At 64.4% G+C, this 12,657-nt stretch carries 7 protein-coding genes and 2 pseudogenes; 2 read left to right on the plus strand and 7 right to left on the minus strand.

Translation table 11 applies throughout. The features are described 5' to 3' along the window. Positions 1-51 precede the first annotated feature (51 nt). Genes LL972_RS12150 through LL972_RS12165 form a run of 4 tightly spaced genes read right to left on the minus strand, consistent with a single transcriptional unit; the run spans position 52 to position 4,719 of the window. Positions 52-747 carry a phophatidylserine decarboxylase associated domain-containing protein gene (locus LL972_RS12150; protein ID WP_228327818.1) on the minus strand — a complete coding sequence of 232 codons (696 nt, stop codon included), beginning with the start codon at positions 745-747 and terminating at the stop codon, positions 52-54. Then, entirely contained in the window at positions 744-1,616 is an 873-nt protein-coding gene (locus tag LL972_RS12155) for a DNA-binding domain-containing protein (RefSeq protein WP_266104604.1), read from the minus strand. Before LL972_RS12155 ends, LL972_RS12150 begins: the two co-directional genes overlap by 4 nt. 52 nt (positions 1,617-1,668) lie before the next feature. Next, positions 1,669-2,637: an MNIO family bufferin maturase gene (gene bufB, locus LL972_RS12160; RefSeq protein WP_228327819.1), complete on the minus strand. Its 969-nt coding sequence runs from the start codon at positions 2,635-2,637 to the stop codon at positions 1,669-1,671. Between the two features lie 15 nt (positions 2,638-2,652). After that, the gene (locus LL972_RS12165) at positions 2,653-4,719 is read right to left on the minus strand and encodes a ferritin-like protein (protein WP_228327820.1); all 2,067 of its coding nucleotides are present in this window, start codon (positions 4,717-4,719) and stop codon (positions 2,653-2,655) included. A gap of 311 nt (positions 4,720-5,030) precedes the next feature. On the opposite strand from LL972_RS12165, the pseudogene LL972_RS12170 reads away from it, so the two are divergent. Continuing rightward, a pseudogene (locus LL972_RS12170) lies at positions 5,031-5,126 on the plus strand (JAB domain-containing protein); the annotation flags it as partial. 50 nt (positions 5,127-5,176) lie between these two features. On the opposite strand, the pseudogene LL972_RS12175 reads toward LL972_RS12170, so the two are convergent. From LL972_RS12175 to LL972_RS12185, 3 genes and pseudogenes are all read right to left on the minus strand, one after another. Next, a pseudogene (locus LL972_RS12175) lies at positions 5,177-7,287 on the minus strand (methyl-accepting chemotaxis protein). Between the two features lie 412 nt (positions 7,288-7,699). Beyond that, a complete protein-coding gene (locus tag LL972_RS12180) occupies positions 7,700-8,884 on the minus strand; it encodes an FAD-dependent monooxygenase (RefSeq protein WP_228327821.1) in 1,185 nt (394 codons plus the stop codon). A 37-nt stretch (positions 8,885-8,921) separates the two neighbouring features. Beyond that, on the minus strand, positions 8,922-9,386 hold the full coding sequence (locus tag LL972_RS12185; RefSeq protein WP_228327868.1) for a MarR family winged helix-turn-helix transcriptional regulator: 465 nt from the start codon (positions 9,384-9,386) through the stop codon (positions 8,922-8,924). Positions 9,387-9,797: 411 nt separating this feature from the next. Here LL972_RS12185 and LL972_RS12190 point away from each other — a divergent pair, with 411 nt between their 5' ends. Beyond that, on the plus strand, positions 9,798-12,656 hold the full coding sequence (locus LL972_RS12190; protein ID WP_228327822.1) for a hybrid sensor histidine kinase/response regulator: 2,859 nt from the start codon (positions 9,798-9,800) through the stop codon (positions 12,654-12,656). Position 12,657: the final 1 nt, after the last annotated feature.

A 12,657-nucleotide genomic window follows, 5' to 3' on the forward strand; every position in this document is an offset into this window, starting at 1 on the left:
TCTTCATGGAACCTCCTCGGGAAAGGGGACGAGAAAATTCCACTTCTGGCGTCAGCTAATGGGCGGGGGGATTACCGCGTCGCCTCCTCCTGCCAGTGGGCGACAGCTGGCCTGAATTTCGCGATGAAAGAAGGCGTTGTAGGACTCAAAGCCGCCGTACTCGGCATCCCAGTCGATGACGAAATCGGCAAGCTTGAATTCATCGATGGCGGCAGTGCCCAGCCAGCCTGTCGTGGGGTCGCGGTTGAGCACCCAGCAGCTGGCCTGACTGTCGAGATACCCGGACCATGTCGTCAGGATCGCACGGAGTGCTTCATTGAACGGTTCGAGGCGAAACAGGGCCTTGCCGGCAGGCGTTGCCATCATGTCCACGAACAGCGCCGACATCGGGAACAGCACGCGCACGTTCTTGTTGACGTTGTATTCGGGCGCGGTCGTGCAGATGACATCAAGCTGGTCCAGCATGTCCTGGAGGGTGGTGATGTTGCTCGTAAAAGCGCTGGTCTGGTCGATGGCCTCGATGACATACATGCGCACGATGGCATTGGTATCGATCAGATCGGCCAGGTCCTGCACCGCCTGGTTGGCGTAGCCAGATCCATGATCGTTGCGCAGCTGGGCAGCTTTGTCACGAATGACGGCATGCCACGCGGCCAGTCCACTGCGGTCTTCCGGAAGATATCCGGCCAGCGCGCCAAAGCTGCGGCGATAGTGCGCGTCCAATAATGGTCCGGTAACGCTGGTCATGGCGGATGTCCTGGTCGTGATGGTGGGCAGGCTTCTGTATCGGTGAGTTCAGCGGTTGCTGATGGAGACCTCAGCACCACCATGCTCGACGCTTGTGCAGTGGGCAGCCATAGGGCGAGCAGGGCGTGCAGTTCGCCTGCCGCACGTCCGCTGCGGCGTGCCGCGGCCTGCGCGCACTCGATGAGCGTGCGTGGACGACGCGCAGCGTGGTGCAAGGCGAAGAACTGCCAATCGGTCAGCGGCTCGATCGCGACGCGGAATCGGTGGCGGCGAATGGCCAGGAAGGTTCGGCCAGCGATCGGAGAAACGCTTGGGCTTGCGCCCGACAACCAACCGCGAAAGCTCTCCAGGGTATGCGACACGATGGCCAGCCTGGTGGTTGCAGGCAGGTGCACGGTGCAGGGCCAGCCAAGTGCCAGCGTGGATGCATCGATGCGCGTCTCCATCGCCGCTTCTTCCAGGCCTTGTGCGCGGCTGGCGTCGGCGAGCGCGCGTTCGATCCGGGCCAGTTCCAGCGGAAAACGTTGGCGTTGTTGTTGGTCCCGGACCCGTTGCGAGGTGCGCAGGAAGTAGGGAAAGCGTGCGCCGAGTGCGTGCAGGGACGGCGATGTGGAGGGATAGTCGCTCAGGTACGCGCGTGCAAAGAAGGCAAACAGCTCCGGCCCGAGCAGGCGCGAGAGCGCCGGATAGTCCGACTGCAGGCATTCGATCAGCCTGAGCCAATAGCCGTTGGCGTAAATGGCCAGCCGCGTGTGCGGGTCGACACCGGCGGGCGTGGCAACCAGCGAGTGGATATCCAGGCCCTGACCGGCATGCGCCGTCATGAGGCCTACTTTCAGTCCCGCCGGGTGCGTGGTTGCCGTCAGCATCCAGCGCTGCACCTCGCCCAGTGGCGTTGCACCTGGCGCGCCTGTCGAAGCACTAAACATCCAGAGTCTCCACGTGCTGGTGGTGGAGCGGTGTGGAAAGCGCATGCTCGGCCACCACGGGAGGTGCCAGCACCGGCATGCTGCCGTCCATGACCTGGCGTGCCTTGTGCAATTCGCCCATGAGCCCGTCGTAGTCGGGCAGGTTGGCGTCCCATTCCAGTAGCGTCGAAACGCCGCCGGTCAATTGCTGCGCCAGTGCATACAATTCCCACACGCGGCCCGGAACGGGTTGGTCATGCGTGTCGACCAGGCAGTCGCCGTACTGCGTCGGTCCGGCCAGATGGATCTGTACCACCTGCTGGTGCGGCAATGCACGCAGGTACAGCTCGGGATCGAAACGATGGTTGTAGGCACTCACATAGACATTGTTGACGTCCAGCAAGATGCCGCAACCGGTGCTTTCGGCCAGGCGCGCCAGGAACTCCCACTCCGGCATGGTCGATGTCTGGAACTGCACATAGCTGGAGGGATTTTCCAGCACCAAGGCCCTGCCCAGCACGTCCTGCACCCGCAGGACGCGGTCGCGCACGTGGGCCAGTGACTCTGCGTTGAAGGGCAGCGGCAGCAGGTCGTGCGAGTTGTGCGAGCCAAGTCCGGTCCAGCACAGATGATCCGACACCCAGACCGCATTGATGTCTTCCGCCAGCCGTTTGAGCTTGTGCAGGTAATCGCTGTTCAGTGGCGAGTCCGAGCCGATCGACAAGCTGACGCCATGCATGACGATGGGAACTTCTTCCGCCAGCTTGCGCAACATCGTGCGTTGATAGCCGCAATCATCGAGGTAATTTTCCGAGATGATCTCGAACCAATCCACCCGTGCTCCCCCGGCCAGGATGGCCGGGAGATGCTGCGGACGGAGCCCGACACCGAATCCGAGATTGGGCAAGCCCAGGCGTGGCGGCGGCGATCGTTCTTCCACCATGCCCAGGGCATCGTGCGGTTGAGCCGGACGTGCGTGCATCACCGTGTCAGCCGGTCAGGTGGAAGGCGGCAGGGCGATGCGCAGATCCGTCGGACTGGGCTTGTTGCCGGGCGGCAGCTGGCGGTTGGCCATGACCTTCTCGAAGGCCTGCCACGCGATGTCGTAGACGGAGTCGCCCACGGCAAAGGGCAATTCCGCCACTGGCGTGGGGGTGTTGTCGGAACCGGTGAAATTGAACAATTCCATCGTGCCGGCTGTGGGATACAGCTGGGAGGCAGAGATCGGCACGGCACAGCCGCCCAGTCCCGCGCACTTGTTGTCCGCCGGCGCGCTGAAGAACGTGGGCAGGCCGCAGGTTCCGCCCACCGCCGATGGCGAGGTTGACGGCGACGGCGCACCACACCCGCCGCGTCCACCGATCGCCTGGGAGCAATTGCCGCCACCGCTCACCTTGTGCGCAAAGCCACAGCCACCCTGGGTGGCGCAGGTATTGGAGCCTTTGCAGCTGTGATAGATGGCGGGTGCCGCGCAATTGCCGCCAGATGCATCCAGGGCCAGGCCCTGGCAGGCGTGTTGCAGGGCGCTCGTGGGCTGCGCCGCGACACCTTGCCGCAAGCTCGGCGCGCTGCCATAGACGGCCCAATACAACCCCATGCGATCGCCGGAGCCGACCATGGAGGGAAACGGGAAGTCGATGGAGAGATCTCCCCAGGATTTGGTCAGCACGGTGGTGATGCCGGCGAGCGAACCTTGTGCGACATTGTCCAGGTCGACCGGATCGAGCAACTTCAGGTTGTTGAGCGCGGTCGCCACCTCGGATGGCTTGGGAATGCTGGTCGGCGCAGTGGCAGGATCGAAGTCTGCACTGGTGAGCAGTGCCTCTGTCCAGATATTGCCGGACACCGCATGCCACTCACTCCAGGTCTCCACCTGATCGACCAGATCAAGCAGCTGCTCGAAGCGTTCGTAATGATCCTGCCCGCCATTGCTCGAGCGCGCGGCCGCATCTGCCGAGGGCGCGGACCCGCCAGTATCGGTGTAGGACGGATAATTGTTGGCCAATGCCGCGGCGTCCGGCTGGAACTGCACGAGTACGCTGTTGAGGGTGGCAAGCTCGACCCCGCTTTCCAGTGCGCGCTGGTGGATCATCCCGAGAAACGCACTGGTGGTTTGCCAGTCGATACCGCCTTCGCCCTGATCGCAGATGGCATACATCATGTAGATCGCTTGCGCTGCGGCAGCCAGTGGATGGGTCTCGGTAATCTGGGTGTTGAGTTGCGGGTATTCTTTCTGGATCTTGTTGGCGGTGCTGTTGAACAGATCGCGTTGGCCGCTGGGGCCGGCGAACACCTTTTCCCACAAGGTCTGGTTGTCCTCGTACTTGAGCGTGATGTACTGGAATAGACAAAAATACATCCAGCCGATCGTCCCGAATTTGGGCAGATCCACTTCGGTGTCTGTCGCGGTCCAGCCGCTGAATGGCACGCCCGGAAAATAGGTATTAAGCACGGATGGCTTGATCTTGACGCGTGCGGTGTCGTGGTTTTCCTCGATCACCGTGAACAGCTGCACTTGCGCCTCGGTGAGTCCGGCAAGCTCGACCGTCAGTCCGCTGCCGACCGTGCCGTCTTCCAGGTCCTGCAGGTCGATGATGTGCGGGATGACGGTTTGCGCGGGACCGTAACAGATCCAGTTGTAGTTGGCGTCCTGCAGCAGCGGGCTGTTGAAGGTCGGGGTGACACCGACCGCGCCGCACAGATTCGCCGCCATCTGCAGATGCAGCATCTCGTCGATAAAGACCGAGAACAGCAGGTTGTAGGCGCGCTGCGGCGCGGTCTTGTCGGGTGCGGCGCCCAGTGGCAGGGTCCCGGTCGCCATGCCCGGCCAGCGGCGGCCCTTGTAGTAGGAAATGCCGTTGGCATTGATCGCATGCGTGCCCTGGATGGATTTCATCGTGCACATGTACAGCGGCACGGTGAACAGCTCCACATTGACAGCGGCCTGGACCAAGGCTTGCAACGCGGCCTTGTCCGCCGCCAAATTGGCTAGCGGCTGATTGACGATCTGGCGGGGAACCTTGGGAATCATTCCCAGGCTGGCGTGCGTTTCGGTCGCGCTCATACAAACCTTCTCCATGGATGTCCTAGCATTCGGCTGGGTGGCGAGATCGCATGCGTGTGTAGCGCATCCATCCATCCAGTGGCGACGAGAACCGCATGCGTCCGCGCAGTCCTTGCATCTAGGCACACCTGGAGATCAAGGGCGCTCTATTGGTTTCCTGGCGAACCCTCTCAAGGTGTAGTCGGTTGCCTCGACGCATAAGCCTGGCGGCAAGGCGAGTCAATTGCTCAGTGCGCCTGGCAACGAGGATGCGTGACCAAGCGAACTGGCGTTGCGTGACCGAGCGCATCAGTGGCTGATCCAGTGCAGCCCTGAATCTCAGCGCTGCCGCCGTCATCTTCTTCCGCATTCATCCGAGCGCGAATCCGGAGCAAAGCACTGCCGATCAGCTAATCACCGATCGCTGCAAGTCCGCCTTGGTCCAATCACCGGGGAGCAGGCCGGGCTACCTGGCCAGTCAGATCACCGACGCATTGACCTTGAACACCTCGACCGCCCGCGTCAGCTGGGTCGAATGCGCTTCCAGCGAGCGTGCCGCAGAGCTCGCCGCTTCCACCAGGCTGACGTTTTGCTGGGTGGTTTCGTCCATCTGGGCGATGGTCAGGTTGACCTGTTCGATGCCGCCGGCCTGTTCCTGCGAGGCGGCGGAGATGTGGCCCATGATGTCGGTGACATGCTGGACGCTGGTGACGACCTCGCCCATAGTGGTGCCGGCCTTGTGCACCAGCGTTGCACCGTCGGCGACGCGTTGCACGGAGTCGTCGATCAGGCGTTTGATCTCCTTGGCGGCGTCCGATGAGCGGTGCGACAGGGTACGCACTTCCGAGGCGACCACGGCGAATCCACGTCCTTGTTCGCCGGCGCGTGCGGCCTCGACGGCGGCATTGAGGGCCAGGATATTGGTCTGGAAGGCGATGCCGTCGATGACCGAGATGATGTCGGCGATGCGCTTGGACGAGGCCTCGATGCCGGACATCTGTTCAATGACCTGGCCAACCACATCGCGTCCTTCCGAGGCGATGGCGGCAGCGCCCAGCGCGAGCTGATTGGCGCGGCGGCATGCTCGGCGTTCTGTTTGACGGTGGAGGTCAGCTCTTCCATCGAGGCGGCGGTTTCTTCCAGGCTGGCGGCCTGCTGTTCGCTGCGGCGGGCCAGTTCCTGGTTGCCGCTGGCGATGTCTTCGGCGGCAAAACCGATGCTGTTGGAGGTGGTCTGGATATGCGTGACGATGTCGGTCAGGCGATGCACGGTGCTGTTGGCATCGTCGCGCATGGAGGCGAACACACCGTGGAAGTTGCCGCTCATGCGCACGGTCAGATCGCCATCGGCGATGCAGCGCAGCAGGTCGGAGAACCTGGCCAGGTTGGTGTCGGAGGTGGCCATCATGGTGTTGAGGTTTTCCACCATCAGGCGGAAGTCGTGTTCGAACTTTTCCGGCTGGCCGCGCAGCGTGAAGTTGCCGGCGCACGCAGCCTGGGTGAGCTGCTGGATCTGCGCGTTGATGGCGCGCAGGTTCTGCTTGACCTGCTGCATGGTGGCGGTGATGGCGGCTTTTTCGCCGGGATATTGCTCGATTTCGGGTGCCAGGTCGCCGATGGCATAGCTGCCCATGACCTCGGTCATGTGCAGCTGGGTCTGCACGTGCGCATGTACCAGTGCGTTGGTGTCCTGCACCATGTGCCCGTATTCGCCGGGAAACCGCTGGGCATCGGTGCGATAGCTGATCTCGCCGGCATCGTGGCGGGCCGCCATGCTGCGTTGGGCGGAGATCACATCCTGCAGACGGCGCTGCATCTGTTGCATGGCGCGCAGCAGCTGGCCGGATTCGTCCTTGCTGGTGGGCAGGTCCTGGCTGCGCAGATCACCGTCGTTGATGCGTTCGGCCAGCCGCAGCGATTGCCGCAAGGGCAGCACCACGCTGCGGGTCAGCAACAACGCAATCGCTGCGCCCAATAACAAGGCGATGACGGTGGAGACCACCATCAGCATCGCAAAGCCACGCGCGGTGGTCACTGCGTCTTTGGCAGCCGCGCGGTTCTTGGCATCCTGCAGATCGATGAAGGCATTGATGCTGGCCAGCCAGGCGACGAAGGCGGGGCGCGCCTGCTGCAGCAGGCGTTGTTCGGCATGCGGCTTGTCGGCGCCATCGCGGAACGCGCGCACCTGCGCGATCAACGGCATGGTGCGCTGCTCGATGGCCTTGATCCGCTGGAGGATGGCCTTTTCTTCCGTGTCGGTTGAGGCCGCGATCATGTCGTCCAGCGGCTTCGCTGAGCGTGCGTAGTCCGCGGCAAGCTTGTCGATCGATTGCTCCGCCGTGTGCCGGTCTGCCGGGTCGTCCACCAGCACGACATCGCGCAGGGCGATCGCGCGGTCGTGCACGCTGCCGCGGAAGTTGATCGCATAGCGTTGCTTGACGCTGTTGACCTCGTTGATGGCAGTGAGCTGCTGGTCGATGCTGCGCACGCGCTGGATGCCGACGATGGTGAGGATCACCATCAGGACAATGATCGCGAGGAAGCCGAGGGCCAGGCGCTGACCGATACGCAGATTCGAAAGCAGGGACATAGGGAGTTCGATCGGTGATCCGACTAGCGGAAGAGCGGGGAGAATCCCAGCAACAGCTGGGAGGCGATGCGCCCGGGACACCGATGGGGCCGGCAGCGTTGCCGCTGCACGAAGGATGTCTCGACCTGTTCGTTAGCGGCCTCCGCCATCGGAAATGAAACCGCCGGCCCGGAGGGATTCATCCACGGTTGGCTTCGTATGGGCGCCAGGCCAGAGCGATTGAGGTCGCAAGCCGCCGGGTGCGGCCGGAAGGCCACGCTGTGGTGCCGCTCAGCACCCGGAGATAACCTGCTTCAGTTCGGCGGGTTGACGGCGCTGGGAGACGGCCGCTGCGAGGCAACTGCGGCCGCTTGCCGATGTCGATGTCAGCACGCGCCGTGCCGCCCTGGCAGCGCAGCCGATCTATTCGAGTTCAGTCATAGCGCGACAGGTCCGGCGCCTTCATCGACGGCGTCATCAGCTTGGCGGCGATGTTCTGGATGCTGGGTTGGCTGGCGAATTTCAGTGCGCCGTGCAGCAGCTGGATGCCGAGCCGGCTGTGCGGATTCATCAGCCGTGGGCCGATCTTCGGCACGCCCTGGCCTTGGTCGACCATCGGCCGCATGGCCTCGGCGTAGGCGGCAAACGCCTGTTCCAGCGTTGCGGCGCGTGCGATCTCGTTGGCCAGGACATAGCCGCCGGTGACCGCCAGGGTGGCGCCGATGCCGGCCAGCGGGGTTGCGCACCAGGCGGCGTCGCCGGTCAGCACGACACGGCCGGCGTGCCAGCGCGGCATGCGCACCTGGCGCAAGGCATCGAAGTAGAAATCGTCGGTGCTGTCCATGCCGTCCAGTACCCGCGCAGCCTGCCAGCCAGCATCGGCAAAGCGTTCGCGCAGGTAGGCCTTTTGCGTTGCCACGTCCCAGTCTTGCTCGCCCTCGGAGGCCTTCTGCACCGAAAGCATGGCACGCGTGGTGCCGTGCTGGTCCGGGCGCAACGAGATGCTGCGCCCGCCGGTGGTGTGATACCAGCGCCACAGACGGTCATCGTCGGCGGTGCGTGCGATGGTGAAGTAGGCGATGGTCAGATCCATCCAGCGCGGGTCGTTCTCGCCGGGGAACATCATCTCGCGTGTGGCCGAGCCGACCCCTTCGGCGACGATGACGGCATCGAAGCGGTCGCTGTGTCCGCTCCGGAAGCGGATGGTGGCAGCATTGCCGTCGTCGTCGATGCTGGCGATGCGGTCGCCGAACCGATACTCGGCGTTCTGGCGGGCGGCCTCATAGACCAGGCGGGCGAGGTCGCCGCGCAGGATTTCCAGTTCTGCGGTCGGGCCTTCGCCGTCGATGTCGTCGGTCTTGAAGGTCGCCACCGCATGGCCGTGTTCGTCGACCCAGGCAGTGCCTTCCTCGCCGGTGCCGTGATCGAGTGCGGCCTGCTCCAGGCCCATGCGCTGCAAGACCTCGCGGCCGACGCCGCGCACGTCGATGTTCTGGCCACCATCGCGAAACTGTGGGGCCTGCTCGACGACGCTGACGTCGAACCCCTGCCGGGCCAGCGCCCAGGCCACGGTGTTGCCGGCGATGCTTGCGCCGGTGATGAGGATGCGACGCGGCATGACAGATCACCCCAAAGAATAAATATCAGGAGTGATATTACATGTCCTGGTCGCGCTGCTCCAGGTTGGCGATCAGGCGCTGCATGAACGCGACAGTCTGCTGCGCCTCTTCGGGGGAGAAGTCTTTCAGCGCATCGGCATTCAGGTCGATCAGTATCTTGCCGCCGATCTCGGCGATCTTGCGCCCGCGCGGCGTGAGCGAGACCACCGCAGCGCGGCGGTCCTGCGGCGTCGGGGAGCGCTTGATCAGCTTCAGGCCTTCCAGCTTGTCCAGCAGTGCAACCATCGCCGGCTGCTTCACTGCCGAGTCGATCACCAGGTCGCGTTGCAGCATCGGTCCTTTCCAGGACAGCAGCATGATCGGCCCGATCAGTGCCAGCGACATACCATGCGGCCGCAGTTGCGCATCCACCAGACGATTGAAGACCCGCGCAGCATGATTGGCCAGATACCCCGGTGCTACCGCAGCCAGCGGGTGAATGAGTACGTCGCGATCCTGCATCTGCGTCACCGTGCCACGCCTTTCGGCCAGTTGGCGATTTTAGCCGGGCACGCCCACCACGGGGCATTGCCTGCGCGCCACTGCAAGGTCTCCCTGCCGGCCATGCCGGGCGGCGACGCGCGCTGCGGGTGGGCCTGCGCGCAGCCAGGCCACCTCATCACCCGGGTGTTGTAACGTAGGCGGGCGCTGCACGCCGCGCGGGGCGCCGACGGCGATGCCGGAGGGCGTTGCCGGCAGGTCAGGCCGGGATGTCCGACCCTGCCAGCCAGCGATGCGCGGCGTTGGCCCCTGATTCCTCTTCAATGGTTCGTCAAAGATGCTTGTTTGGGTGATTGGTAATCCGGGCGCACACCGCATTGCGCACTGCACGCACGACGTCTGCCGCTTGACGGCAGCACGCCCGGGCGCCGCATGAGCGCGTCGTTTCCGTATGGCCAGAGCGCCATGGCGCAGGCCGTGCGTGGATACGATTGGGCCGCAACCCCACTGGGGCCGAGTGCGCAGTGGCCGTCGCCGCTGCGCAATGCCGTCAGCCTGATGCTCAGCTCGCCGGAAAGCATGTATGTGGTGTGGGGCGATGCGCTGACCTTTTTCTACAACGATGCATATGCGCCCATCCTGGGGCCGCGGCAGCCGCATGCCCTGGGTGCGCCGCTGCAGGAATTGTGGGCCGATGCCTGGGAGGCCGTGCGTGCGCCGATCGAGGCCGCATTCGCGGGGCGGGCGTCGCGCTTTGATGAAGTGCCGATCGGCATGAACCGCTATGGCACGCCGGAAGACACCTGGTGGACGTTCTCGTTCTCGCCGATTTATCTGGACGACGGGCGTGTGGGCGGCGCGTTCTGCGTGACCAATGAAGTGACTGACCGCAAGGTGGCGCAGAACCGGCTTGCCGATGAGCACGAGCGGCTGATCCGGCTGTTCGAGCAGGCGCCGATGTTCATGGCGTTCCTGGGCGGTCCGCAGCATCGGGTGGAGTTTGCCAACCCCTGCTATTCGCGCCTGATCGGCCACCGCGACGTGATCGGCAAGCCACTGGCCGAGGCCTTGCCCGATCTGGTCGAGCAGGGGCATCTGCGGCGCCTGGACGAGGTGTATCAGTCCGGGCGCGCCTATGCCGCCAACGCGCTCGCCTACAACGTGCAGGTCGAGCCGGGCGGCGCGGTGGAGCGGCGTCTGCTGGATCTGGTCTACCAGCCGATCGCCGGCGCCGACGGCACTGTCTCCGGCATCTTCGTGCAGGGCCTGGACATCACCGATCGCATCGGCCTGGAACGCGCGGTGCGCGAGGCCGAAGTGCGCAACCGGCAGATCCTGGACAGCGTGATGGACTATGCGATCATCGCCACCGACTTGCACGGCTTGGTGACGTCCTGGAACGAGGGCGCACAGCGCATCCTGGGCTGGAGCGAGGCCGAGATGCTGGGCCAGTCCCTGGAGCGCACCTTCACGCCGGAAGATGTGGAGCGCCGGCAGATCCTGATCGAGGCGGCGGCGGCGCTGGAAAGCGGCAGCGGCATGGACGAGCGCTGGCATGTGCGCAAGTCCGGTCAACGGTTCTGGGCGAATGGTTCGCTGATGGTGCTGCGCGACGAAACCGGTGCGGCGATCGGCTTTGTCAAGGTGTTGCGCGACCGTACCGCCGAGCGACTGGCCAGCGAAGCCCTGCGCAAGAGCGAGCGCCGGCTGGATGCGTTGGTACGCGCGTCTTCGCAATCGATCTTTTCGGCCACGGCCGATTGGCGCGAGCTTCGCCAGCTGGTTGGCGAGGGGGCGCTGAGCGATGCGCTCTCGTCGAGCTTGAACTGGCAGCAGGAGATGGTGCACCCGGACGATCGCGCGCGGCTGTCCGAAGCCATTGCGCATTCGATCATCAACAAGACCGGGCTGGATCTGGAATATCGCGTGCTGGATGCCGATCAGCGGGTGGGGTGGACCCTGATGCGCGCGATCCCCTTGCTGGACGAGCGCGAGCAGATCGTGGAGTGGTTCGGCACCGCTGCCGACATCACCGACAAGCGGCTGGCCGAACAGCAGCTGCGCCAGCTGACCGAAACGCTGGAAGAGCGCGTGCGCGAACGCAGCGCGGCGCTGTTGCTGGCCGAAGAGAAGCTGCGCCAGAGTCAGAAGATGGAGGCGGTCGGCCAGTTGACCGGTGGGCTGGCGCACGACTTCAACAATCTGCTGACGGCGATCAGCGTCGGCCTTGAGCTGCTGCAGACGCGGATCGAACAGGGCAAGTACGATCGCCTGGAACGCTATGTGGAGATGGCGCAATCCAGTGCCGCGCGCGCCACGGCGTTGACCCAGCGGTTGCTGGCATTTTCGCGCCGGCAGACACTGGCGCCCACCGCGCTGGAAGTACAGGCACTGGTGCACGGCATGCACGACATCATCGCGCGCACGCTGGGGCCGTCGATCGCCTTGCAGCTGCGTCATGCACCCGACGCCTGGAAAGTGCTGGTGGACGCGCCCCAGCTGGAAAACGCGCTCTTGAACCTGTGCATCAATGCACGCGATGCGATGCCCGATGGCGGCGAGCTCACCATCGGTATCGCCAACCGGGTCCTGCAGGCCGACGCCGCCCAGCAACTGGATCTGCCGATCGGCGAATACGTGTGCCTGAGCGTGCAGGACACCGGTACCGGCATGAGCGCCGATGTGATGTCCAAGGTCTTCGAGCCGTTCTTCACCACCAAGCCGATCGGGCAGGGCACCGGTCTGGGCTTGTCGATGATCTACGGATTCACCCGCCAGTCCGGCGGCCACGTGCGCATCGATTCGGAGGTGGGCGTCGGCACCACGATGGCGTTGTACTTGCCGCGCTTCAACGGCGTGCTGCCGCAGGACGAGGTGGTGCCGGCGACCGAGCAGCCGCTGCGCTCGGCGGCGCAGAGCTGCACGGTGCTGCTGGTGGAAGATGAAACCGCGATCCGCGTGCTGATGTCCGAAGTGCTGGGCGAAGCGGGCTACCGCGTCATCGAGACCGCCGAAGGCAGTGCGGCGGTGGAACGCCTGCGCTCGCAGGAAGCGATCGATCTGCTGGTGACCGACGTCGGCCTGACCGGCGGATTGAATGGACGTCAGGTTGCCGACGCGGGCCGGCAGTACCGGCCGACCCTGCCGGTGCTGTTCGTCACCGGTTATGCGGCAACCGCGGCGGTGGGCGCCGGGCAACTGGACGAGGGCATGGAAGTGCTGACCAAGCCATTTCTGGCGGTGGACCTGGAGCGCCGTGTCGCGCAACTGCTGGAGCGCAAATCGCACTGAG

This window comes from Xanthomonas campestris pv. asclepiadis, from assembly GCF_020784175.1.
GTDB lineage: Bacteria > Pseudomonadota > Gammaproteobacteria > Xanthomonadales > Xanthomonadaceae > Xanthomonas > Xanthomonas campestris_D.

Excerpts from the sequence above, each read along its gene's own strand:
- LL972_RS12150 (WP_228327818.1), bottom strand. The coding sequence starts at position 747 with ATGACCAGCGTTACCGGACCATTATTGGACGCGCACTATCGCCGCAGC.
- LL972_RS12155 (WP_266104604.1), bottom strand. The coding sequence starts at position 1,616 with ATGCTGACGGCAACCACGCACCCGGCGGGACTGAAAGTAGGCCTCATG.
- bufB (WP_228327819.1), bottom strand. The coding sequence starts at position 2,637 with ATGCACGCACGTCCGGCTCAACCGCACGATGCCCTGGGCATGGTGGAA.
- LL972_RS12165 (WP_228327820.1), bottom strand. The coding sequence starts at position 4,719 with ATGAGCGCGACCGAAACGCACGCCAGCCTGGGAATGATTCCCAAGGTT.
- LL972_RS12180 (WP_228327821.1), bottom strand. The coding sequence starts at position 8,884 with ATGCCGCGTCGCATCCTCATCACCGGCGCAAGCATCGCCGGCAACACC.
- LL972_RS12185 (WP_228327868.1), bottom strand. The coding sequence starts at position 9,386 with ATGCAGGATCGCGACGTACTCATTCACCCGCTGGCTGCGGTAGCACCG.
- LL972_RS12190 (WP_228327822.1), top strand. The coding sequence starts at position 9,798 with ATGAGCGCGTCGTTTCCGTATGGCCAGAGCGCCATGGCGCAGGCCGTG.